Origin of the sequence: Pseudomonas sp. PDM27 (assembly GCF_019219205.1) — a bacterium.
Lineage (GTDB): Bacteria > Pseudomonadota > Gammaproteobacteria > Pseudomonadales > Pseudomonadaceae > Aquipseudomonas > Aquipseudomonas laurylsulfatiphila.
On record NZ_JAHUWF010000013.1, the window covers coordinates 159,383 to 183,285 of the forward strand.

Genomic DNA, 23,903 nt, shown 5'->3' on the forward strand with positions numbered 1-23,903 from the left:
TGTGGGAGCGGGCTTGCTCGCGAAGGCGTCCATCCAGTCTCCCTAGATCCCCGGCTGACTCAACCACTCACACGCCACCTCGACAGCCATCCGGCCAAAATCCTCCCCCGTGCGGCTGCGCACACTGACAAACCCCCCGGCCTGTTCTTTTTCGCCGACCACCACCAGGTACGGCACGCTCCGGCTGTGCTGGCGAATCTTGAAGTGGACTTTTTCGTTGCGCAGGTCAGCCCTTGCGCGCACCCCCCTTTGGCGCAAGGATTCGGTCACCGCTTGTGCATAAGTCGTCTGGCGGTCATCCATGCTGACGACGACCACATGGGGTGGATGGCTCCAGTGCTGCAGTTCCTGATGGCTGGACCAGCATGTGCCGTAGATCCGTTGTTGCAATGTGCCGCTGATGTGATCGAGGGCGAACGCCTGCAAGACTTTGGTGGTGGGGACGTGCGGTCCATGGCTCTGGTATTCGGTGTCCCCCAGACGGTACATCGATACCTCCTTGCGCGGTGGACGACGACGGATCGAATGATTGGTCGCTGCCAGTGACTGCATGCGCGCTTCGATGAGAGGCAGGTCTGCCGGAGTCAGCGGTCGCTCGACGACAAACTCGTAAAAGAAGCCATCGCCCAACTCCCGGCCCGCGCGCATTTGTGCATGCGGGTGGAGTTGCTTGACCGCCATGGCCAGCATCAGGGCACAGGAGCGGCGCAGGATCTCCAGTCCGTCCGGCTCGCGGGGGGTGACAATGCTGACCCGGGCATCCGCCTCGATCATGTATTCGCAGTCCACCAGTACACCATCGACCCGGCCCGCTACCGCCGCGCTGGCCAGTTCGGGGCCGATGCTGGCGGCCAACTCGTGCACGGACAGCGGTTGGTCGTATTCACGCAATGAACCATCGGACAGAGTGATCTGGATCATGGTCGGCGTACTCAGGTGCTGCTAACGAGCGTTATCGCATAAACCTAGTGCTAATTCCTGGCCGCTGTCATTAAGACCTTTGTCGTGCCAGGCAATTTGTATCGGCGCGTTCACCAGTCGGGCATTGCGAATCAGCACGCTGCTCATGGTCAGAATTCGTTTTGCAGGGCTTTGTAGCCGCGCACCAGATCGACGTTTGTGCGCGCCACGTCTTCGGAAAACTCCGAAGCGCTGACGCTCACCGGCGGGTATTGCGAGAGGTCGGTGTTGGGGCCGATCCGCGTGGTGGAGGGCACGTAGAAGGCTGCAGGCAGGTCACGCCCGTCGACCACCGAGTTGTGCCGTACCACGCAACCGTCACCGACCACGCAGTTGAACAGCACGCTGTTGAAGCCGATGAACACCCGATTACCCACGGTGCAGGGGCCATGCACGATCGAGCGGTGGGCGATGGAACTGAACTCGCCAATGGTCACCGCCGCACCGGATTTGGAGTGGATCACCACGCCGTCCTGAATGTTCGAATTGGCGCCTATGGTGATCGGCTGCATGTCGCCCGACTCGTCGACTTCGTCAGCGCGGATCACGGCGTAGGGCCCGACGAATACGTTCTCGCCGATCACCACTTTGCCGCAAATGATTGCCGTCTTGTCGACATAGGCCGACTCGGCAATCAGCGGTAAATCTCCGGAAGGATTCTTGCGGATCATGGCTTGTTCAACGCGTTGTACAGGGTGTTGAGGTTGTCCCAGTTGAAACGGCTTTCGGCAACGGCGTCATGGGCGTGCAGGCTTTCGGCGTGGATCACACGAATGTGGGCGGCATTGATGCCTGTGGAACGTTTCAGGGCCAGATTCAAACGGCGTGCGGCGTCCTCGCAGAACATCAGGTTCTGACCATTGGCCAGGGCGAAGGCCTGTTCGTCGGCGCGTTTTACCGCAGTTTGAACGGCTGTGCCGAGTGCGGCTTCGGCGTCGTTGATGATGGCAATCAACGGCAACTCATCCAGGAAATCAGCCAGCCGTACGCGCAACTTTGCGCTGCTGCGCTGGCTGTGAGGTGTGGCGACGATGCCGTTTGTGGAGCCGAGCCACGCTAAAACGTCGGCGTGTTGCAATGACTTGTTGGCGAAATCATCGACGAATTGCTGCTGTATCAACTGTCGAGATAGGGCCGCGGAGCACGGACAGGTTGAGGAATAAGGCACATCGATTTTTAGTTCCACGTGGAACATCGCGTTTTTCAAACGCGCTTCGATGCTCACCGGATAGCTTTTCCAGCCTGCCAATGGGCTGATCAGCGCCGGTCTTTTCAGCAGCACTTCGGCGTGAATGGTTAAGTGCGCACTGCTGGACAGGCCCTCGTGAGTCTCAAGAAAACGTTGTAAAACCCGCCGCAATAAAGCCGGTGAAAGGCTTTCCTGCTCCAGCAATTCAAGCGCCAGATAGAGCCGTGACATATGAATGCCGCGCGCATTGCCATCGTCGAGGCTCACGCCGGCATCGGCCGTTGCATTCAAGCGTTGGCCATCAAACAAAACAGGAAGAGCAATGCCGCACATGCCCACCCACTCCAGTGGCAGGGCTTGGCGTGAGGCCTGCGCGGCGATATCCGGCAGAGTCAGCGCATTCATGAGCAGGTCCGTCGTGGGAGTTGATTTGACATGTTATAGTATAACAATCAAATCGACGATGCCTTTTTCATGAACAGGTCTTCATCATGCCCGGGTGCCATGTGCTTAACCTGATTTTGGCCGGTGCGGCCTTAGCCCATTGGTGCGTCGGCTACGCAAATTCGAAGAAAAACCGGCAGGCCTAACAGCCCGTGATCCGGTTGCAGGTGAACTTCGCACTGCTGCCACCGGAACTGGAAAACCGGTTGATCGTGGTCCAGCCGATGCGCTGGTTGTAGCCGACCCAGGCCTCGCCATCGGAAGCGATGCCGGTGAAAAACACCAGCTGACCGTAGCGGCTGTTGGTCTGCACCCAATGGCGCTTTCCAGCCATTTCGAAACCCCGCAGATAGATTGTGTTTCCGGCGGTGTTGACGCTGTAGGCGTTGCCATCCGCATCCACGCAGGCCAGCAGGTTGGCGCTGCGGGTGCACCTGGCCAGGCTCGGGACTTGGGCCATCGCGTCGGCAGCCACCAGCAGGGAAAGCATGATCAAGGCAGTTTTCAGGGTGTTGCGCATGGGCTTTCTCACGTCGGTAGCGGCATTCAGCGTCCTGCCCTTTACCCGGCCGGGCAAGAGGGGATGGTTTATTTGTGTTGTTACAGTATAACATTACGTAAGCCCGACACAGCGACCGGGCATCCCTGTGAGGAATATGCAGATGTCCAATCGACTCCCCGTGACCGTTCTCTCCGGCTTTCTTGGTGCCGGAAAAAGTACACTTCTTAATTACATACTACGTAATCGCGGTGGTTTGCGGGTTGCGGTCATCGTCAACGATATGAGCGAAATCAACGTAGATGGTACCGAAGTCCAGCGTGATGTCAGCCTTAATCGGGCTGAAGAACGGTTGGTGGAAATGAGCAGCGGGTGTATTTGCTGTACGTTACGTGAAGACTTGCTCGAGGAAGTGAGCCAACTCGCCAGGGAGGGTCGCTTCGACTATCTGCTGATCGAATCCACCGGCATTTCCGAACCGCTGCCGGTGGCGGAAACCTTCACCTTTCGCGATGAAAACGGCCAGAGCCTCAACGACATCGCACGTCTCGACACCATGGTCACGGTGGTCGACGGCATGAACTTCCTGCTCGATTATCAGGCTGCCGAAAGCCTGGCTTCCCGGGGAGAAACACTTGGCGAAGAAGACGAACGTTCAATTACCGATCTGTTGATTGAGCAGGTCGAGTTCGCCGATGTGATTCTGCTCAGCAAGATCGACTTGATCAGCAGCCACCAACGCGAGGAATTGATCGCCATACTCGAGCGGCTCAACGCCCGGGCGGAAATCATCCCGATGACGATGGGCGAAATCCCCTTGGATAAAATCCTCAACACCGGTCGTTTTGACTTCGAAAAGGCTGCCCAGGCGCCGGGATGGTTGCAGGAGCTGCGCGGGGAGCACGTGCCGGAAACCGAAGAATACGGCATTGCTTCCAGCGCTTACCGGGCACGTCGGCCGTTCCATCCACAGCGTTTCTTCGACTTCATCGACGGCCCCTGGGACAACGGCAAGCTGTTGCGTTCCAAGGGCTTTTTCTGGCTGGCGAGCAAGCATATGGACGCCGGCAGCTGGTCCCAGGCCGGTGGATTGATGCGCTATGGATTTGCCGGACGCTGGTGGCGTTTCGTACCGAAAAACCAATGGCCGCAAGACGAAGAAAGTACCACCGGGATCATGAAGAACTGGACCGCCGACAGCGGGGATTGTCGTCAGGAACTGGTGTTCATCGGCCAGAACATCGACTTCACGCAGCTCACCGCCGAACTGGACGCCTGCCTGCTGACCGATGAGGAATTGGCGTTGGGCGTAGAGGGCTGGCGTTTGCTGCCTGATCCATTCGGTCCTTGGTACGAAGAAGCGGCCTGATCCTCTGGTGGCGCTTCAAGGCTTGAGCCAGGTGCCCTGGCTCTGGGCCTCGCAGTACGGCTGCAAATATGCCGCGTCGGAGGCAACGCCGTAATAGTGAATATCCTGGCGGTAGGGCATATTGGCGACTTGGGCGTTGCTGCATATGCCAAATGCGCCGCCGGGGCATTGATCGACATACTGCACATCGACTTTCTGCCCCGCCAGGTTCGGCTGGCAGAAACCATCGGCGAAGAGTTTTGGCGGGATGTTGCGGTTCTGCTGGCAAACCTGGACATCAAGCCGCTCGGCCTGGCTGTGCACCACACAGGCCTGGGCCAGCGCCTCGCCTGAAACGAGTGCCAGGAGCAACGACAAGCCAATCAACCGCATCCATCACCTCCTCAGAAATCATCGACCATGCTGCAGAATATCCCCACCCATGTCATTGCCGGTCCGTTGGGCGCCGGCAAGACCAGCCTGATCAAGCACCTGTTGGCACAGCGCCCGGCAGGCGAGCGGTGGGCGGTGTTGATCAACGAGTTTGGCCAGATCGGTCTCGATGCTGCGCTACTGACCCGGGATGCCGATGGTATCGCACTGGGTGAAGTGGCCGGGGGCTGCCTGTGTTGCGTCAACGGTGCACCCTTTCAGATTGGCCTTGGACGTTTGTTGCGCAAGGCGCAACCGGATCGGCTGTTCATCGAACCCTCGGGCTTGGGGCATCCGGCGCAGTTGCTCAGGCAATTGAGCGAGGCGCCGTGGCAAGGCGTGTTGGCTGTCCAGCCTTGTGTGCTGGTGCTGGACGCCCAGGCGCTCGCCGCGGGCAAACCGTTGCCGGATGCGCAACAGCAAGCCCTGAGCCATGCGGGATTGTTACTGCTGAACAAGTCCGAAGGTCTTGAGGAAGATAGTCGCCAGCGAGTCGCCGCACTATTGCCGCCGACCCCCCTGTGCTGGACGCAACAGGCGGTTCTACCCTTGAGCGAACTGCCGGGGCTGAACGCCAAAGCGTGGGCAGGTGTGGATAACTTCGTCGTGCCCAAGGGATTGGCGCAGCTGCCGGCGGTCTGGAGCGATCCTGCATTGCCCATTTGCTTGAATCAGGAACAGGATGGAGGCTGGAGCATCGGTTGGCGTTGGCACCCAAGCCAGGTATTTGATACCGCGCTGGTTGGCCGGTGGCTTGAAAGCCTTGGCTGGAGGCGAGCGAAGCTGGTTATCCACAGTGTCGATGGATGGATCTCGGCGAACGCGGTGGATAACTCGGTGCTGGACTGGCAGCCCAGCGAGTGGCGGCAGGATTCACGCATCGAGCTGATTTTCAGTGAACCCCAGGATGCGCAGCGGTTGCAGAGCGAACTGGCAGCGTGCCGAGGTGAATCGGCTTAACGGCTCACGGCCGCCACTTGGTATGTTCCTGACGCCACTGGCTCAGCTCGATCACTTCTGCGCGTGGCTTTACCACATCGACCACCGGTTCGGTTTCGTCGAACGGGACCGGGTAGGGCGCCAGTTCAATCTGTGCGCTGTGCGCGCCGAATTGGGTGATGGTGCCGTTGTGGCGGGTTTCGCCGGTCACGGTGAATTCGAAGTTATACACACGGGCCAGGCGTCGCCGACCACTGGCATCCCTGATGAATGCGATTCTTTTCAACGCCACGTTGCCGTCCAGCAATTCGATCCCCAGCTTGGTGCAATGCTGCTTGACCCGCTCCAGCGCGCGCTCGCGCAAGCCGTGGTTGTGCCATAGCCATGCGCCGGCAGTGGCGAACAGCATCAGCACGAATATATTTCCAAGGGTCAGCATCAACAGGGTGCTCCAACAAGATAGTGTCAGCTTAACTGCGTCGCTGGTCTGTCGTACAGGCTGCGTTTAGTCGCATACTGCGCGGCTAGAATTTCAATCGTTTTACGGAAATCCACCGCATGAAACGTACACCGCATTTGCTCGCTATCCAGTCCCACGTGGTATTCGGTCACGCCGGCAACAGTGCCGCGGTTTTCCCGATGCAACGGGTCGGGGTGAATGTCTGGCCGCTCAACACCGTGCAGTTCTCCAATCACACGCAGTACGGTCAGTGGGCCGGTGAAGTGCTGGCGCCGCACCAGATACCTGAGCTGGTCGAGGGTATAGCGGCGATTGGCGAGCTGGGCAACTGCGATGCGGTGCTCTCCGGTTACCTCGGCAGTGCGGCCCAGGGCCGGGCGATCCTGACGGGGGTGGCGCGGATCAAGTCGATGAATCCCAAGGCGCTGTACCTGTGTGACCCGGTCATGGGGCATCCAGAGAAGGGCTGCAGTGTTCCGGCGGAAGTCAGTGATTTTCTGCTGGAGGAGGCCGCCGCCGTCGCGGACTTCATGTGCCCGAACCAGCTGGAGCTGGACAGTTTCTCGGGGCGCAAGCCGCAATCGCTGTTCGATTGCCTGGCCATGGCGCGTGCATTGCTGGCGCGCGGCCCGAAAGCGGTGCTGGTCAAGCATCTGGACTACCCAGGCAAGTCGGCAGAGGTCTTCGAGATGCTGCTGGTGACAGCCGAATGCAGCTGGCATTTGCAGCGCCCGTTGCTGGCGTTCCCGCGTCAGCCGGTGGGCGTGGGCGATCTGACGTCCGGGCTGTTCCTGGCACGTGTGCTGTTGGGTGACAGCCTGGTGGCCGCGTTCGAGTTCGCAGCGTCGGCGGTGCATGAAGTGCTGCTGGAAACCCAGGCCTGTGCCAGCTACGAATTGGAACTGGTTCGGGCTCAGGACCGGATTGCCCATCCGCGGGTGCGGTTCGAGGCGACCTCGATCAGCCTCTGATTGAGCGTTGAGCCCATTCGCGAGCAAGTCGGATCGCCGCACCGCCGCTCCCACACTGGATCTATGCAACACCGAAGATCAAATGTGGGAGCGGGCTTGCTCGCGAAGGCTATCTAGAGAACACCGTCAACCAGACTGAACAAACTCAGGCGTCGCCCTTGATCTCCTGATAACGCTTTTCCAGTTCCTGACGAATCTGCCGGCGCTGCTGGGCCTGGATGAAGCGGCGTTTGCTCTCGCTATTGTCCGGTTGCAGCGGCGGTACCTGGGCAGGTTTACGCTGGTCATCCACCGCGACCATGGTGAAGAAGCAGCTGTTGGTGTGACGCACCGATCGCTCGCGAATGTTCTCGGTCACCACTTTGATGCCCACCTCCATGGAGGTGTTGCCGGTGTAGTTGACCGAGGCGAGAAAGGTCACCAGTTCGCCGACATGGATCGGCTCACGGAAAATGACCTGGTCCACCGACAGGGTCACCACATAACGGCCGGCATAACGGCTGGCGCAGGCGTAGGCCACCTCGTCGAGGTACTTGAGCAGGGTGCCACCGTGAACATTGCCAGAGAAGTTGGCCATGTCAGGGGTCATCAATACCGTCATCGACAGCTGGGCGTTTCCGGGTTCCATAGCATTCTCACGGGTCAAGGCCAGGTTTGAGGGATGCACCTCTGCGGGTGCCTCGGCGGTTTTTTCAAACCAACAGTTATCGGGACGCCGGGCGCAGAGTCGCCGTCACGCCGGATCGATCTGTTTCCATATATTGCACCGCCTTTCTGCCAGAAGTCGCGGTGTTACCCTGCAAAAGCCCAGACATAAGGGCATTTCCTACGCGCAAAGCAGACTTTTGCTCGGCTCGACCAGACGATTCCTACGGTCTGTGAATGGGGCAACTTCAATCAGGGAGCCGCTTGCCATGCATGCCATCAGTTTCATTCAGGATCTGGCAGTGATCATGTTGATCGCAGGTGTGGTGACGGTGGTTTTTCATCGCCTGAAACAACCGGTGGTGCTGGGCTATATCGTGGCCGGTTTCATCATCGGCCCGCACACCCCGCCATTCGGCCTGATCCATGACGAAGAAACCATCAAGACCCTGGCCGAACTCGGAGTGATATTCCTGATGTTCTGCCTGGGCCTGGAGTTCAGCCTGCGCAAGTTGTTCAAGGTTGGTGCCACGGCCTTCATCGCGGCATTCCTGGAAATCGTGCTGATGATCTGGATCGGCTACGAGATCGGTCGCTGGTTTGACTGGAACACCATGGACTCACTGTTCCTCGGCGCGATTCTGGCGATTTCCTCAACCACCATCATCGTCAAGGCACTCAACGATCTGAAGTTGAAGAACGAGCGGTTTGCGCAGTTGATATTCGGTGTGCTGATCGTCGAAGACATTCTGGGCATCGGCATCATCGCGCTTCTGTCCAGCATCGCCGTCAGTGGTACGGTCAGCTCGGGCGAAGTGTTTTCTACAGTGGGCAAACTGTCGCTGTTCATGATCGTCGCATTGGTCATCGGCATTCTGTTGGTGCCGCGGTTGCTGGCATACGTGGCGAGGTTCGAGAGCAACGAAATGCTGCTGATTACCGTGCTGGGCCTGTGTTTTGGCTTCTGCCTGCTGGTGGTCAGGCTTGAATACAGCATGGTCCTCGGCGCGTTCCTGATCGGCGCGATCATGGCTGAATCCCGGCAACTGCTGAAAATCGAGCGCTTGATTGAACCGGTTCGAGATCTTTTCAGCGCGATTTTCTTTGTGGCCATCGGGCTGATGCTCGATCCGGCGATCCTGCTTCAATACGCCTGGCCAATTGCCGTAATCACCGTAGCCGTGGTGCTCGGCAAGATGCTGTCCTGTGGCCTTGGTGCATTTATCGCCGGTAATGACGGACGCACCTCGCTGCGGGTCGGGATGGGTCTTTCACAGATTGGCGAATTCTCTTTCATCATTGCTGCACTGGGCATGACGTTGCAGGTCACCAGTAACTTTTTATACCCGGTGGCTGTGGCGGTGTCGGTGATCACGACCTTGCTGACGCCTTATCTGATTCGCGCGGCTGATCCATTGTCGATCAAGCTCGCGGGCGTCATGCCGGAACGCCTGGGGCGGGTGTTGGGGATGTACGGCGAATGGCTGCGCAGCATCCAGCCTCAGGGTGAGGGGGCGTTGCTGGCGTCGATGATCAGAAGGATTTTGCTGCAGGTCGGGGTCAACCTGGCATTGGTGATCGCGATTTTCTTTTCGGGCGCGTACTTCGCTGAACGCATGTCGGCTTACGTGCAAGGCTGGATCAGCGACCCGAGCTGGCAGAAGGCATTGATCTGGGGTGGAGCGCTATTGTTGTCGCTGCCTTTTTTGATTGCGGCGTACCGCAAGCTCAAAGCCCTGTCGATGTTGCTGGCGGAAATGGGCGTCAAGCCAGAGATGGCCGGGCGCCACACGCAGCGAGTGCGCAGGGTGATCGCCGAAGTGATCCCGATCCTGTCGCTGCTGGTGATCTTTTTGCTGTTGGCAGCCTTGTCGGCCAGTATTCTGCCGACCAACAAGTTGCTGGTACTGATCGCCGTGGTCGCGGCCGCCGTGGCGGCGCTGCTGTGGCGCTGGTTCATTCGTGTGCATACGCGGATGCAGGTGGCGTTGCTGGAAACCCTCGACAATCACAAGGAGTCGTCCGGGCATTGACCACCCAGCGGCGTTGACTGGATCAGCTTTCCAGCCAGACGTCCCGTGCCCAGTGCCACACCGACTCCCAGGTTTCTTCGGCGATCAGCTCTTCTTCGGCCTGCCAAAGCACCACGGTGCCGTCTTCTTCGACGCAGTAGTAGTCGTCACCGTCCTGGCAGATCGGGATCAGGCTGCGATCGACGCCGGCGTCCCAGGCGTTGGCGGCAACGTCGGGCAGGTAGGTGTGGGATTGCGGGTCAGTCACGGTGACCGGTTCCAGGCTACCGTAGACCACGTCGCTGACGGTCAGCAGAAACTCTCTGAAGACAAACGGAATGTCGATGAACAGTTGTTCTTCGATTTCGACCAGCAGGTCTTCGTCAGGCAATTCCAAGGGGACCGGTACCGGTTCGTTGGCTTCACGCAGTTGTTCGATGATTTCTTCCACGTCCGGGATCCTCTTGCTTGTATGGCGCGGTTTATATGGGGCGGTTTATACAGTAGCTTGCTATAGATGCAACCGCGAAATAGAAAACCCCGGCCGAGGCCGGGGTTTTCTTTACAGCAAGTGAAGCGCGGTGCGTGATCAGCCGTTCTGGCGGATACCGGCCACCAGCCAAGGCTGGTTTTCGCCCTGTGCACGTTCCATGTTCCAGCTTTCGCTGAAGACTTCGCCCTGGTCGAAACGCGAGGTTTTCGACACGCCGGTGAAGGTCAGGGTGGCAATGGTCTTGTCGGCGCGATCATCCACACCGTCCAGCTGTACATTGAGGTTATCAATGTAGGTGGACTGGAAACCGTCGCCCAGGTCGGCACGCTCACGCTTGAGGAACTCCAGCATTTGCGGGGTCACGAACTCGGCGATCTTGTCCATTTCATTGGCGTCCCAGTGCTGTTGCAGGGACTGGAAGTGATTGCGCGCCGCTTCGACGAAGTTTCTTTCGTTGAACCAGGCTGGAGCGTTGATCACTGGACGAGCGGCAACAGGCGCTGCGGAACCTCCGAAGATCGAACCACCGGCAGGCTTTTGTTCGAACGCTTCACGTTGCATCGGCGCGTGGCCGGCCGGCGCGTATTGCTCCTGCTGCTTGCGACGACGGGCGGCGATAAAGCGGAAGACCAGGAATGCAATGACAGCCATGATCAGGATGTCGAAGATCTGCATGCCCTGGAAGCCGTCGCCCATGAACATGGATGCCAGCAGGCCGCCGGCCGCGATACCGGCCAGAGGGCCGAGCCAGCGCGAAGCGCCACCGGCCTTGGCAGCGGCGCCAGCGGCACCGGCAGCACCAGCGGTCGCCGCAGCGCCGCCCATGCCTGGAGAAGAAGGAGCCATCTGGCTGGTCTGGTGCGTCGGCGCAGCGCCTGCGCTTTTGCCACCACCGAAGCGCTTGGCGGCATTGACGTCGAGACTCATCGTCAGGCCGATGCACAACGCCATGGCGATGCTAAGAAAACGTTTCATAAAGGGAATTCCCATTTGTGGAAGGCACGCGCGCCATGTTGCACAGCTGAAGTGTTACTGGCTAGCGGCAGAGTGTTTCGGGCTTTTGCCTGACAGGTTTCATTCAGCTTCAGTCAGTGCAATAGGGCCTTTTAAATTTGATCGGTCAGATGAGTGGATAACCTTTGTAGGACGCTCGCCTAGCGACGAAATGCCAGCATGACGACTCCGGCCGTGATCAGACCGATTCCGCCCCATTGGCGCAGGTCGAGTTTTTCACCCAGCAGGACGACGCCAAGAACGGCCACCAGCACCACGCTGAGTTTGTCCACCGGGGCAACCAGTGACGCCGGGCCGACCTTGAGTGCACGGAAATAGCAGATCCACGACGCACCGGTGGCCAGGCCCGACAACAGCAGGAACAGGTAGCTCTTTGCGGAGATCGATCCTAAAGACTGATATTGGCCCGTGGCGTACAAAATCAAGGCCAGGCTGACCAATACCACGATCGTCCGCAGCAGGGTGGCGAAGTCGGAATTGACGTTTTCGATGCCGACTTTCGCGAAAATGGCGGTCATCGCCGCGAACGCCGCCGATAACAGGGCCCAGAATGTCCAAGATGAAAAAAAGCCAGTGCCCATGTCCATCGCACCTTTAAATTCAGATATAGGCCTGGAACCTACCTACAACCTGTGGGAGCGAGCTTGCTCGCGATGACGGACTGACAACCAGAAATAATGTCGACTGATCTACCGCTATCGCGAGCAAGCTCGCTCCCACAGAAAAGCTAGATCGCTTCCAGCTTGGCATAACCCAACATCAACCACTTGCTGCCTTCGCTGAAGTTCACCTGCACCCGGGCCTGGGCACCGGCGCCCTCGAAGTTGAGGATCACGCCGTCACCGAAGATCGAATGGCGTACGGTCTGACCCAGACTGAAGCCGGTTTCCGGAATTTCGCTGCCGCTGAACAGGTTGCTGCCACTCATCGACTGGTTGCCACCAAACGGCCGGCTGACGCTGTTGGACAACCGCACTTCCTGAATCAGGCCTTTCGGTACTTCGCGTACGAAGCGCGACACCTTGTTGTAGGTCTCGCTGCCATAAAGGCGTCGGGTTTCAGCGTAGGTCATCACCAGGTTCTGCATCGCCCGGGTAATGCCGACGTAGGCCAGACGACGTTCTTCCTCAAGGCGGCCGGGTTCTTCCAGGCTCATCTTGTGCGGGAACAGGCCTTCTTCCATGCCCACCAGGAACACGTAAGGGAATTCCAGGCCTTTGGCGCTGTGCAGGGTCATCAGTTGAATGCTGTCTTCGTGCTCGTCGGCCTGGGTATCGCCGGCCTCCAGCGACGCGTGACCGAGGAACGCTGCCAATGGCGTCAGGTCTTCGTCTTCTTCGCTGTTTTCGAAGTTGCGTGCGGCGCTGACCAGTTCCTCAAGGTTTTCCACCCGGGCCTGGCCTTTCTCGCCTTTTTCCGCTTCGTGATAGGCGATCAGCCCCGATTGCTCGATGACGGTCTGGGTCATCAGGTGCAGCGGCATTTCCATGCACTTGGCGGCGAGGTTCTCGATCAACTCGATAAACGCGCCAAGGGCGCCGGCCGCACGACCGGTCAGGCCTTTGTTGGCCACCAGTTGGCGCATCGCTTCCCACATCGACACATCGCTGTGGCGCGCATGGTCGCGGATCGCTTCGACGGTTTTCTCGCCGATGCCGCGGGCCGGCACGTTGATCACCCGTTCCAGCGCGGCGTCGTTGCCCCGACCTTCGAGCAATCGCAGGTAAGCCATGGCGTTCTTGATTTCGGCGCGCTCGAAGAAGCGCTGGCCGCCATAGATGCGGTACGGAATGCGTTCACGCAGCAGCGCTTCTTCCAAAACCCGCGATTGGGCGTTGGAGCGGTACAGAATCGCGATATCGCTGCGAGACAGGCCGGTTTTCAGCGCGCTTTCGATGGTTTCGACAACGTAGCGTGCTTCGTCGTGTTCGTTGAAGGCGGCATACAGATTGATTGCCTCGCCGTCGCCACCGTCGGTCCACAGCTCTTTGCCCAGGCGTCCGGTGTTGTTGGCGATCAAGGCGTTGGCTGCCTTCAGGATGCCGGCGGTGGAGCGGTAGTTCTGCTCCAGGCGAATGGTTTCGGCGTCCGGGAAGTCTTCGGAATACTGGTAGATGTTCTCGATTTTCGCGCCACGCCAGCCGTAGATCGACTGGTCGTCATCGCCCACCACCATCAGGCTGTCGCCACCCTTGGCCAGCAGGCGCAACCAGGCGTACTGCACGGCGTTGGTGTCCTGGAACTCGTCCACCAGGATGTGCCGGAAGCGCTTTTGATAGTGAGCGAGCAGGCCTGGGTGATCGCGCCACAGATCGAGTGCGCGCAGCAACAGTTCGGAGAAGTCGATGACACCGGCGCGCAGGCACGCGGCCTCGTAGGCCTCATAGATGCCGCGCATGGTCGCCAGGAACAGATCGCCACTGGCTTGAATGTGTTGCGGGCGCAGACCTTCGTCTTTCTGCCCGTTGATGAACCATTGGGCCTGACGGGCCGGCCAGCGTTGCTCGTCCAGGCCGAGTTCGCGGATCACTCGCTTGACCAGCCGTTGCTGGTCATCGCTGTCGAGAATCTGGAAAGTCTGGCTCAAGCCTGCTTCCTGCCAGTGCGCCCGCAGCAAGCGGTGCGCCAGGCCGTGGAAGGTGCCGACCCACATGCCGGCCGGGTTGATACCCATCAGTTGCTCGATGCGCTGGCGCATCTCGGCAGCCGCCTTGTTGGTGAAGGTCACCGACAGGATGGAGTGGGGCGAGGCGTTTTCAACCTGGATCAGCCAGGCGATACGGTGCACCAGCACTCGGGTTTTACCGGAACCAGCACCGGCCAGGACCAACTGACGACCCACGGGGGCCGCTACGGCCTGGCGTTGGGCATCGTTGAGGGAGTTCAGCAGAAGGGAGAGATCATCGCGCATCGGGGCATTCTAGGGGGCCGCGACACACCGGGCAAACTCCGCTTCGCATTAACCGATGAAAGTTACGCGAGGGACGACCGGTCGGTCATCGGCTGCAGGCGTTGGCGGGGCGTGCCTTTAGCGTTTTCAGGGAGGGGCGGCGGCTGAAAAATTTGGCGATTTATTGATCAGCAGCAGTTTGGTCCGGGCAATTGCTTGTGTATGCTCCGAGCAGTTTCGGGCCCATGCTCATCATTATAAGAACAAGAACATCGCCTATGACCCTCAGCTTCGACCTGTCGGGCCCCACTGTGGAGCCCCGGGTTATCAGAAAGCAATTCGCCATGGAAATGGCGGTCGAACGCACGCGCCTGTTGTATCAGGGCTCGCTGCTGCCCACGTTGTTCATGCTGATCAATGGCCTGGTCTGTGCCGGGTTGCTCTGGAGCCCGCAGCGCTATTTCCTGGTCAGTGTCTGGCTGGTGTGGTTATTGTCTTTGGTGGCATTGCGGGTGATTCAGGTCGCAGCCTTCGATTCGGCCATCCCCAATCGTCAAGCCCAGCCCATTTGGCGACGGATGTTTTTGCTGGGTTCCGGCCTCACCGGCCTGACCCTGGCCGGTGCCGGCATTGCTTTGGTTCCCGCCGATAACTTCATTCAGCAAGCCTGGGTCTTCGGCCTCATCGGTGCCGCAGCGCTCTCGGCCAGCGTGGCGTATGCAGTCAGTTTGCCGGCATTTCTGTCTTTCACCTTGCCCTGCCTGCTACCGGCCATTGCCTATATGTTTTGGGGTGGTGACGAACAGCAGCAGGGCTGGGGCTGGTTCGGGCTGATTCTGCTCGGTGCATTGAGTGTGGTTGCCTGGCAGGTCAATCGATTGATCGATCGGGGCTTGATGCGACGCTTTCAGAACCAGGCATTGATCGAACATCTACAGCAGGCGCAAAGCAGCAGTGATCAGCTCAATCAAAAGCTGGCCAAGGAGATCGAACAGCGTCGACGCGCCGAGAACGAATTGCGAGAGATCCAGGTCGACCTGGAAAACCGCGTCGCTCAGCGCAGCCTGGAGCTGGACGCCGCCAACCAGGCGCTGAGCAAGAGCGAAGCACGCCTGGCGCTGGCATTGAAGGCCAGCGAGTTGGGGTTGTGGGACTGGAATCTGCAAACCGACGAAGTCCATCACACGCAGATTCAGGAATTGTTCGGCCTGGAGCCGGACCAGGTCACGGCAATCCTGCGTCACCTCAAGCCGCGCCTTCACCCCGAGGACCTTCCAGCGCTGAGAAGGGCGCTGGTCGAGCATCTGAAGGGCCGCACCGAGGACTATCAAATCGAGTATCGCGTGCGCCATGGCGATGGCCACTGGGTCTGGATCGAGGACCGTGGGCGGGCGGTGGAGCGTGCCGAGAACGGACGGGTTTTGCGCATGGTCGGCACTCGGCGCGACATCAGCGTCAGCAAAAACCTGGAAGAGCAGCGGCAACTGGCGGCGACCGTATTCGAGGCGGCCAGCGAAGGGATTGTGATTTTCGACCCGAACTATGCCCTGATCGCAATCAATCAAGCCTTCAGTCGGGTGACCGGCTATGCCATCGAAGACATGATCGGACGCAAAGTCGTTGAGTTGCCATGCAGTCGCGATGCGCGTCGGCATTACGCCGCGATCCATCAGGCGTTGGAGCAGCAAGGCAGCTGGCAGGGTGAATTGGTGGAAACCCGCAAGAACGGCGAGATGTATCCGCAATGGCTGCAATTGAATGCCGTGCGCGATAGCCGGGGAAATGTCAGCCATATCGTGGGCTTCTTCGCGGATCTTTCTGCCCGCCGGGAATCCGAAGAGCGTATGCGCTATCTGACCCATTACGACGAACTCACCGGTCTGGCCAACCGCGCGATGTTCCGCGAGCGTCTCAGCGAGGCTCATCAACGAGTACGACAGGGCGGTTATCGCAGCCTGGCCTTGCTGCACATCAATCTCGACCGGTTCAAGCAACTCAACGACAGCCTGGGGCATGAAGTCGCCGACCAGTTGTTGCAGAAAATGGCCCGGCGACTGGTGAATGCATTGCCTGAAGCAGACACCATCGCGCGCCTGTCCGGTGATGAGTTTGCCGTGCTGTTCAACACCTACGGCAACCTTTCGAGCCTGGCCCGGGTGGCGACTCGTCTGGCGACCAAGTTGCGCGTGCCGGTGACCATTGAGGGTCATGAACTGGTGGTCAGCGCGTCCATGGGCATCAGCCTGCTCCCGGATAACGCCCGGGAAATTTCCGCGTTGGTCAGTCAATCGAACATGGCCATGCAGCACGCAAAGCATTTGGGCGGCAACAACTTCCAGTTCTACACCGACAGCCTGCAAGCCAGCACGCTGGAGCGTTTGCAACTGGAAAACCAGTTGCGCAAAGCCATCGAAGAAAAGCAGTTGAAGGTGTTCTACCAACCCAAGCTGTGCCTCGCCACGGGCAAGCTGAATGCTGCCGAGGCGCTGGTGCGTTGGGATCACCCGACCATGGGCCGCGTGCCGCCGGGGGATTTCATCGGTCTGGCGGAAGAAACCGGATTGATCGGCCCGATCGGTGAGTTCGTGCTGCGTCAGGCCTGCTGGCAAGCCTGTGAGTGGCAGCGGCAGGGGCTCGATGCGATTCGGGTGTCGGTCAATCTGTCGGTGCATCAATTGCGCCAGGGCAAGCTCGTCAGTCTGGTGCGCCAGGTGCTGGAGGAAACCGGGCTGGAGCCACGCTACCTGGAGCTGGAGCTCACCGAAAGCCAGTTGCTGGACAGCGTCGAACACATCATCGCAACCTTCCAGCAGCTGCGTGATCTCGGGGTGAAACTGGCGATCGATGATTTTGGCACCGGGTATTCGTCTTTGAGTTATCTCAAACGCATTCCGGTGGACTACGTGAAGATCGATCAGGCGTTTATCCGCGGACTGGGTGAGGGCAGCGGAGATGCCGCGATCACACGGGCGATCATTGCCATGGCCCATGGCTTGTCGTTGAAGGTTGTCGCGGAAGGGGTGGAACACCAGGAGCAGCTTGAGTTTCTCAAGGCTGAGCGCTGCGATGAGGTGCAAGGTTATCTGATCAGTCGGCCGGTCGAGGCGCAGGTCCTGGCCGTTCTGCTGCGAGAGAATGGTGTGGATTGACCGAAATGGCTTCCCGTCAAGCCGTGGCGGCCTGACGGGAAGTTTGCGGCGGGTAATTCTTTAATCGGTGATCAGTACGTCATCAATATGGTGCAGTAACTTTCCTTCGAAAAAAATACTGACGCCTGTGACGTTGGAGGGCCCCATCTTCTTATATTCGACAAACTTGTCTGTCAGGACTTGCAGTGCAGGTTCGTGGGTAGTTTCAAGTTCCAGGTTAAGTCGTAAGTCAAAAGACTTGTCCTGAGTATCGTTCAGTACCAGCTTTGGCGTAATGCCGGAGTGGGCAACGGTTACCGTGCCAAAGGCACGGAAGGAAAGTGCGCCGGGCATGCGGTCAATTTGAGCGGTCCAATTTTTAGTTGTAATGGTCATTGTGTGTAACTCCTGTAATTAAGATAATTGCGTCCTGCCTGTTTAATATATCCCTCTGTGTTTGATTGGTGGATGGCGATACTTAACTTGTTTGTAAGTTAATGTGGGTTATACGTTGTTGGTGAGTTAACCAGTGTTGATGTTTGTAAGAGGGGCTCATTTTTGCCGCAACGCCAAGAGGCGGGCATTGATGAGCAACGGGAAAGCTCGGAATGAGCGCTACATGGAGCGTGCATGCCTGAATGCCGAGGGATGTGGTTACGCATTGAGGAGGCAAAAAGCCGATTCATGTAGTATAACTACAAGCGTGCTACATCCCCGGCACCTGCCAATAACAAAGAGTCCAGCCCTTTGAATCTGCTGCAACACATCGCCCAGTCTCGCCACCTGTTACGCAAGTCGGAGCTCAAGGTCGCCGACCACGTGCTGCTTGATCCTGCGGCCGTGATGCACAGCTCCATGGCCGACCTGGCCCACAGCGTGGGCATCAGTGAACCGACCATCGTGCGTTTTTGCCGTGCCATCGGTTGTTCCGGCTTTCAAGACCTGAAGCTGAAGCTGGCCCAGAGCCTGGCGGCCGGTGCGAGTTTTGGCCAGTTTGCGATCCACGAAGACGATTCGGTCGCTGACTACAGCCTGAAAATCTTCGACACCACCCTGCATACCCTGATGGAGGTTCGCGAGAAACTCGATCCGCTGGAGTTGCAGAGGGCCGTGACGCTGATGTCCCAGGCCCAGCGTGTCGAGTTCTATGGTTTTGGTGCCTCGGGTGCGGTCGCGGCGGATGCGCAGCACAAATTCTTCCGCTTGCTGCTCACCGCAGCGGCGTACTCCGACCCGCACATGCAGGCGATGTCGGCCGTGACATTGAAGCCGACTGACGTGGCCATCTGCATTTCCCAGTCGGGTCGTTCCAAGGACCTGCTGATTACCGCCAACCTGGTGCGCGAAAGCGGCGCTTCGTTGATCACGTTGTGCCCAAGCCAGACGCCATTGGCCGAGTTGTCGACGGTCAACCTGGCGATCGATGTGCACGAGGACACTGAAATCTATACGCCGCTGACCTCGCGTATCGCCCACCTGGTGGTGATCGATGTGCTGGCGATGGGCGTGGCCATGGCCCGCGGCCCGAGCCTGGTCAATCACCTCAAGAGCGTTAAACGCAGTTTGCGCAGTTTGCGGTTGTCACCCAAGTCGGTGAAAGCGCTGGACGACTGACGTCGTCGTAAGGTCGTTCCGACCTTAATCGCGAGCAGGCTCGCTCCCACAGGAGATCGTGGTCAAAGGTGGGAGCGAGCCTGCTCGCGATGGCGTCCTCGAATACGCCGCAATTTTCATCAGTCTGTAACACCCGAGCCGCCAAATCGTCATCCCTCGCGCCTATCTTGAAACTCCCGTACTCGCCTTGGGAGACTCGAAATGGCCATGCCCTACGAAGAACGCAACAGCGCTGTCAAAACCCGTCGTCAGCAGGAAGACCAGCGCCGCATGGAATTCCGTCGCGCCATCGAAGATCGCTGCGAACGCCGTCAGCTTCTGGCCGAGATTGGCGACTTTCCGGAGTTGGAACTCAACTTCTGGCAGGCATCTCCCTCGACTTCCCGTCGAAACGCTCAACCAGCGCGCTGATCTGGATCCGTTCGCTGCGGATAAACGCCAGGAAGGCGTGAGCCACCGGTGACAGGCGTTTCGCCTTGGCCTGCACCAGGCACCAGCTGCGAAACAGTGGCAGCTCTTCGATGGGTAGCTCGATCAACCCGCCGGTTGCCAGCTCAAGGTTCAGGGCGTGGCGCGTCAACAGCGCAACGCCCAGGCCTGCCAGTACACATTCACGCTGAGCTTCAGCAGACGAGACCTCCTGGGTCTGGTTGAAGTGCACGCGCTTCTCTTTGAAGTATTCCTCGCACGCCAGCCGCGTCCCGGAGCCTGGCTCACGCAGCAACAGTGTGTAAGGCTCGAGATCCTGCAGGCGCAGCGGCCCCATGTGACACAGCGGGTGATCCGGTGGCGCCACGGCAACGATCGGGTTGTTCAGGAACGGTAGGAACTCCAGGCCCATGTCCTGAGGCACCATGGACATGATCACCAGGTCGTCGCGGTTGTCCGACAGCCGCCGAATGACCTGGCCGCGATTGACCACCGTCAGTTGCAGGTTCACCTCCGGGTGCTGGCGTTTGAATGCGGCAAACAGATGCGGCACGAAATATTTGGCGCTGGATTCCACCGCCAGTTTCAGTTGCCCCTGCAACGAGCCCTGCATGTCCGACAGCTGCATATCGAGGTTTTCCAGGCGCCCGAAGATGTCCCGGCTGGCTCGCTGTAACGCTTCAGCGGCTTCGGTCATGTAGAGCTTTTTGCCGACATAATCGAACAACGGCTGGCCAATCAGCTCTTCAAGCTGACGAATCTGCAGGCTGACGGCAGGTTGTGTGAGCGACATTTCGTCGGCCGCGCGGCTGTAAGATCGCAAATCACAGACCTCATTGAAGATCTGCAATTGCCGCAAAGTCATACGCATCAATGACTTACGCATTATCCGGTCACTCTCGTCGCTGGCTGGTGAATCAACTATAAGTCTTTACTTATGCACGACCCAATTTTTATTCATTTTTGTTAATCCCTTGTGGGCGCTAGTGTGGGCCTGCGACCAAAATGAAACATTTGGTCACGCGTCGACCTGGGTCTAGCAGGTCGTGGGTACCACCGGCCTCAAGGGAAACTCCAAGTGATAACAAAGATCCTGATCGCCAACCGTGGTGAGATTGCCGTACGAATCGTACGTGCCTGTGCCGAAATGGGCATTCGCTCGGTCGCGATCTATTCCGACGCAGACCGTCATGCCTTGCATGTGAAGCGTGCGGATGAGGCCCACAGCATTGGTGCCGAACCGCTGGCTGGTTACCTGAACCCGCGCAAGCTGGTGAACCTGGCTGTGGAAACCGGTTGCGATGCACTGCACCCCGGTTATGGCTTCCTTTCGGAAAACGCCGAACTGGCGGAAATCTGCGCTGAGCGCGGGATCAAATTCATTGGTCCATCGGCTGAAGTCATTCGCCGGATGGGCGACAAGACCGAAGCCCGCCGCAGCATGATCAAGGCTGGCGTACCGGTTACCCCGGGCACCGAAGGCAACGTGTCGGGCATCGAAGAAGCCCTGACCGAAGGCGATCGCATTGGCTACCCGGTGATGCTCAAGGCCACATCCGGTGGCGGTGGTCGCGGTATTCGTCGCTGCAACAGCCGTGAAGAACTCGAACAGGCTTTCCCGCGGGTCATTTCCGAAGCCACCAAGGCTTTTGGTTCGGCGGAAGTGTTCCTGGAAAAATGCATCGTCAATCCCAAGCACATTGAAGCGCAGATCCTTGGCGACAGCTTCGGCAACGTGGTGCACCTGTTCGAGCGTGACTGCTCGATCCAGCGTCGCAACCAGAAGCTGATCGAGATCGCCCCGAGCCCGCAACTGACCCCGGAACAGCGCGCCTACATCGGCGACCTGTCGGTGCGTGCAGCCAAGGCCGTGGGCTACGAGAACGCCGGCACCGTGGAGTTCCTGCTCGCCGAGGGCGAGGTGTACTTCATGGAGATGAACACCCGGGTGCAGGTGGAACACACCATCACCGAAGAAATCACCGGCATCGACATTGTCCGCGAGCAGATTCGCATTGCCTCCGGCCTGCCGCTGTCGGTGAAACAGGAAGACATCCAGCACCGTGGTTTCGCCCTGCAATTCCGGATCAACGCCGAAGACCCGAAGAACAACTTCCTGCCGAGCTTCGGCAAGATCACCCGTTACTACGCCCCCGGCGGCCCCGGCGTGCGTACCGACACGGCGATCTACACCGGCTACACCATTCCGCCGTTCTACGACTCCATGTGTCTGAAACTGGTGGTGTGGGCGCTGACCTGGGAAGAGGCGATGGACCGTGGTCTGCGCGCCCTCGATGACATGCGTCTGCAAGGGGTCAAGACCACTGCCGCGTACTACCAGGAAATCCTGCGTAACCCGGAATTCCGTAGCGGCCAGTTCAATACCAGCTTCGTTGAAAGCCACCCTGAACTGACCAACTACTCGATCAAGCGCAAACCCGAAGAGCTGGCCCTGGCCATCGCCGCCGCCATCGCCGCCCACGCAGGCCTGTGAGGAATAGAACAATGAGCAAGCAAATCCACGTTACCGACACGATCCTGCGCGACGCCCACCAATCGCTGCTCGCCACCCGCATGCGCACCGAAGACATGCTGCCGATCTGCGACAAGCTCGACAAAGTCGGCTACTGGTCGCTGGAGTGCTGGGGCGGCGCGACGTTCGACGCCTGCGTACGTTTCCTGAAGGAAGACCCGTGGGAGCGTCTGCGCCAACTGCGCGCCGCGCTGCCTAACACCCGCCTGCAAATGCTGTTGCGCGGCCAGAACCTGCTGGGCTACCGCCACTACAGCGACGACGTGGTCAAAGCCTTCGTCGCCAAGGCCGCGGTCAACGGCATCGACGTGTTCCGCATCTTCGACGCCATGAACGACGTGCGTAACCTGCGCGTGGCCATCGAAGCGGTGAAAGCCGCCGGCAAACACGCCCAGGGCACCATCGCCTACACCACCAGCCCGGTGCACACCATCGAGGCCTTCGTGAACCAGGCCAAGCAAATGGAAGCCATGGGTTGCGACTCGGTGGCGATCAAGGACATGGCCGGTTTGCTGACCCCGTACGCCACTGGCGAACTGGTCAAGGCACTGAAAGCCGAGCAATCGCTGCCCGTGTTCATCCACTCGCACGACACCGCCGGCCTGGCCGCAATGTGCCAGATGAAGGCTATCGAAAACGGCGCGGACCACATCGACACCGCGATCTCCAGCTTCGCCTGGGGCACCAGCCACCCGGGCACCGAGTCGATGGTCGCCGCCCTTAAAGGCAGCGAGTTCGATACCGGCCTGAACCTGGAGCTGCTGCAAGAGATTGGTCTGTACTTCTACGCCGTGCGCAAGAAGTACCACCAGTTCGAAAGTGAATTCACCGCCGTCGACACCCGTGTGCAAGTCAACCAGGTACCGGGCGGGATGATTTCCAACCTGGCCAACCAGTTGAAAGAGCAGGGCGCGCTGAACCGCATGAGCGAAGTGCTGGCCGAAATCCCGCGCGTTCGCGAAGACCTCGGCTTCCCGCCGCTGGTGACCCCGACCTCGCAGATCGTCGGCACCCAGGCGTTCTTCAACGTGCTGGCCGGCGAGCGCTACAAGACCATCACCAACGAAGTGAAGTTGTACCTGCAAGGCGGCTACGGCAAGGCGCCGGGCACCGTCAACGAACAACTGCGTCGCCAGGCCATCGGCAGCGAAGAAGTGATCGACGTGCGTCCAGCCGATCTGCTCAAGCCGGAAATGGCCAAGCTGCGCGCCGATATCGGTGCTCTGGCCAAGTCTGAAGAAGACGTGCTGACCTTCGCCATGTTCCCGGACATCGGTCGCAAGTTCCTCGAAGAGCGCGCGGCCGGAACCCTGACTCCTGAAGTGCTGTTGCCGATTCCGGAAGTCGGCACAGTGGCTTCGGCGGGCGGTGAAGGCGTGCCGACCGAGTTCGTCATCGACGTTCACGGCGAAACCTACCGCGTCGACATCACCGGTGTTGGCGTCAAGGCTGAAGGCAAGCGTCACTTCTACCTGTCCATCGACGGCATGCCGGAAGAAGTGGTGTTCGAACCGCTCAACGAATTCGTCAGCGGCGGCAGCAGCAAGCGCAAGCAAGCCACTGCACCGGGCCATGTCAGCACCACCATGCCGGGCAACATCGTCGATGTGCTGGTCAAGGAGGGCGACACCGTCAAGGCGGGCCAGGCCGTGCTGATCACCGAAGCGATGAAGATGGAAACCGAAGTCCAGGCAGCCATCGCCGGTAAAGTCACCGCCATTCACGTGGCCAAGGGCGACCGGGTGAACCCGGGCGAGATCCTGATCGAGATCGAAGGCTGATTTAACAGCCTCGATACAACGCTTTAAACCTCGGGGGGGCATGTGCTCCCCTTTTTTTATCCATGGCAAAGCAAAGAGCTTGTGGGCGTCAGCGCGCCTTGGATGCGTTGGGCTGGAGGCTT

22 protein-coding genes are annotated in these 23,903 nt (G+C 59.2%); 9 read left to right on the plus strand and 13 right to left on the minus strand.

Going from position 1 to position 23,903, the window contains the following annotated elements:
* Window positions 1-42 precede the first annotated feature (42 nt).
* From KW838_RS24130 to KW838_RS24145, 4 genes are all read right to left on the minus strand, one after another.
* Window positions 43-921: a His/Gly/Thr/Pro-type tRNA ligase C-terminal domain-containing protein gene (locus KW838_RS24130; protein WP_218503784.1), complete on the minus strand. Its 879-nt coding sequence runs from the start codon at window positions 919-921 to the stop codon at window positions 43-45.
* A gap of 149 nt (window positions 922-1,070) precedes the next feature.
* The gene (locus KW838_RS24135; RefSeq protein ID WP_102701943.1) at window positions 1,071-1,631 is read right to left on the minus strand and encodes a carbonate dehydratase; all 561 of its coding nucleotides are present in this window, start codon (window positions 1,629-1,631) and stop codon (window positions 1,071-1,073) included.
* Window positions 1,628-2,554, minus strand: coding sequence for a GTP cyclohydrolase FolE2 (gene folE2 / locus KW838_RS24140; protein ID WP_218503785.1), 927 nt, complete (start codon window positions 2,552-2,554; stop codon window positions 1,628-1,630). Before folE2 ends, KW838_RS24135 begins: the two co-directional genes overlap by 4 nt.
* 181 nt (window positions 2,555-2,735) lie before the next feature.
* Entirely contained in the window at window positions 2,736-3,113 is a 378-nt protein-coding gene (locus tag KW838_RS24145; protein ID WP_218503786.1) for a glutamine synthetase, read from the minus strand.
* 142 nt (window positions 3,114-3,255) lie between these two features.
* Here KW838_RS24145 and zigA point away from each other — a divergent pair, with 142 nt between their 5' ends.
* Window positions 3,256-4,461, plus strand: a complete 1,206-nt coding sequence (zigA, locus tag KW838_RS24150) for a zinc metallochaperone GTPase ZigA (RefSeq protein WP_218503787.1) — start codon at window positions 3,256-3,258, stop codon at window positions 4,459-4,461.
* A gap of 15 nt (window positions 4,462-4,476) precedes the next feature.
* Here zigA and KW838_RS24155 read toward each other — a convergent pair whose 3' ends face one another.
* Window positions 4,477-4,833: an NADH:ubiquinone oxidoreductase gene (locus tag KW838_RS24155; RefSeq protein ID WP_218503788.1), complete on the minus strand. Its 357-nt coding sequence runs from the start codon at window positions 4,831-4,833 to the stop codon at window positions 4,477-4,479.
* Window positions 4,834-4,860: 27 nt separating this feature from the next.
* On the opposite strand from KW838_RS24155, the gene KW838_RS24160 reads away from it, so the two are divergent.
* Window positions 4,861-5,832, plus strand: a complete 972-nt coding sequence (locus KW838_RS24160; RefSeq protein ID WP_218503789.1) for a GTP-binding protein — start codon at window positions 4,861-4,863, stop codon at window positions 5,830-5,832.
* A gap of 4 nt (window positions 5,833-5,836) precedes the next feature.
* Here the strand turns inward: KW838_RS24160 and KW838_RS24165 are convergent, their stop codons facing one another.
* Window positions 5,837-6,250 carry a DUF3301 domain-containing protein gene (locus KW838_RS24165; protein WP_007971681.1) on the minus strand — a complete coding sequence of 138 codons (414 nt, stop codon included), beginning with the start codon at window positions 6,248-6,250 and terminating at the stop codon, window positions 5,837-5,839.
* 119 nt (window positions 6,251-6,369) lie between these two features.
* Here KW838_RS24165 and pdxY point away from each other — a divergent pair, with 119 nt between their 5' ends.
* On the plus strand, window positions 6,370-7,242 hold the full coding sequence (gene pdxY, locus KW838_RS24170) for a pyridoxal kinase PdxY (protein WP_218503790.1): 873 nt from the start codon (window positions 6,370-6,372) through the stop codon (window positions 7,240-7,242).
* Between the two features lie 145 nt (window positions 7,243-7,387).
* Here pdxY and KW838_RS24175 read toward each other — a convergent pair whose 3' ends face one another.
* Window positions 7,388-7,870 carry an acyl-CoA thioesterase gene (locus KW838_RS24175; protein ID WP_007971685.1) on the minus strand — a complete coding sequence of 161 codons (483 nt, stop codon included), beginning with the start codon at window positions 7,868-7,870 and terminating at the stop codon, window positions 7,388-7,390.
* Window positions 7,871-8,156: 286 nt separating this feature from the next.
* On the opposite strand from KW838_RS24175, the gene KW838_RS24180 reads away from it, so the two are divergent.
* A complete protein-coding gene (locus KW838_RS24180; protein WP_095964378.1) occupies window positions 8,157-9,920 on the plus strand; it encodes a cation:proton antiporter in 1,764 nt (587 codons plus the stop codon).
* A gap of 22 nt (window positions 9,921-9,942) precedes the next feature.
* Here the strand turns inward: KW838_RS24180 and KW838_RS24185 are convergent, their stop codons facing one another.
* The 4 genes from KW838_RS24185 to uvrD form a co-directional block, all read right to left on the minus strand.
* Window positions 9,943-10,350 carry an SMI1/KNR4 family protein gene (locus tag KW838_RS24185; RefSeq protein ID WP_003187120.1) on the minus strand — a complete coding sequence of 136 codons (408 nt, stop codon included), beginning with the start codon at window positions 10,348-10,350 and terminating at the stop codon, window positions 9,943-9,945.
* Between the two features lie 138 nt (window positions 10,351-10,488).
* Window positions 10,489-11,367: a Tim44 domain-containing protein gene (locus KW838_RS24190; protein ID WP_095943446.1), complete on the minus strand. Its 879-nt coding sequence runs from the start codon at window positions 11,365-11,367 to the stop codon at window positions 10,489-10,491.
* Between the two features lie 179 nt (window positions 11,368-11,546).
* Window positions 11,547-11,987, minus strand: coding sequence for an EamA family transporter (locus KW838_RS24195; protein ID WP_102701937.1), 441 nt, complete (start codon window positions 11,985-11,987; stop codon window positions 11,547-11,549).
* A 146-nt stretch (window positions 11,988-12,133) separates the two neighbouring features.
* Complete coding sequence (gene uvrD / locus KW838_RS24200; RefSeq protein ID WP_007971693.1) at window positions 12,134-14,317, minus strand: DNA helicase II; 2,184 nt, start codon at window positions 14,315-14,317, stop codon at window positions 12,134-12,136.
* A gap of 257 nt (window positions 14,318-14,574) precedes the next feature.
* Between uvrD and KW838_RS24205 the strand changes: the two genes are divergently transcribed.
* Window positions 14,575-17,445, plus strand: a complete 2,871-nt coding sequence (locus KW838_RS24205; protein ID WP_102701935.1) for an EAL domain-containing protein — start codon at window positions 14,575-14,577, stop codon at window positions 17,443-17,445.
* A 60-nt stretch (window positions 17,446-17,505) separates the two neighbouring features.
* On the opposite strand, the gene KW838_RS24210 is transcribed toward KW838_RS24205, so the two are convergent.
* Window positions 17,506-17,820, minus strand: coding sequence for a hypothetical protein (locus KW838_RS24210; RefSeq protein ID WP_218503791.1), 315 nt, complete (start codon window positions 17,818-17,820; stop codon window positions 17,506-17,508).
* Window positions 17,821-18,171: 351 nt separating this feature from the next.
* On the opposite strand from KW838_RS24210, the gene hexR reads away from it, so the two are divergent.
* Window positions 18,172-19,038 carry a transcriptional regulator HexR gene (gene hexR / locus KW838_RS24215; protein ID WP_007954250.1) on the plus strand — a complete coding sequence of 289 codons (867 nt, stop codon included), beginning with the start codon at window positions 18,172-18,174 and terminating at the stop codon, window positions 19,036-19,038.
* 201 nt (window positions 19,039-19,239) lie between these two features.
* Complete coding sequence (locus tag KW838_RS24220; protein WP_007971698.1) at window positions 19,240-19,449, plus strand: PA3496 family putative envelope integrity protein; 210 nt, start codon at window positions 19,240-19,242, stop codon at window positions 19,447-19,449.
* Here KW838_RS24220 and KW838_RS24225 read toward each other — a convergent pair.
* Window positions 19,391-20,353 (minus strand): LysR family transcriptional regulator, encoded by a 963-nt coding sequence (locus tag KW838_RS24225; RefSeq protein WP_007971700.1) that lies wholly within the window; start codon window positions 20,351-20,353, stop codon window positions 19,391-19,393. The genes KW838_RS24220 and KW838_RS24225 overlap by 59 nt on opposite strands.
* Before the next feature lie 192 nt (window positions 20,354-20,545).
* On the opposite strand from KW838_RS24225, the gene KW838_RS24230 reads away from it, so the two are divergent.
* Window positions 20,546-21,961 (plus strand): acetyl-CoA carboxylase biotin carboxylase subunit, encoded by a 1,416-nt coding sequence (locus KW838_RS24230; RefSeq protein WP_007971702.1) that lies wholly within the window; start codon window positions 20,546-20,548, stop codon window positions 21,959-21,961.
* Between the two features lie 11 nt (window positions 21,962-21,972).
* Window positions 21,973-23,781, plus strand: coding sequence for a sodium-extruding oxaloacetate decarboxylase subunit alpha (oadA, locus tag KW838_RS24235; protein WP_218503792.1), 1,809 nt, complete (start codon window positions 21,973-21,975; stop codon window positions 23,779-23,781).
* The last annotated feature ends 122 nt before the right edge of the window (window positions 23,782-23,903 follow it).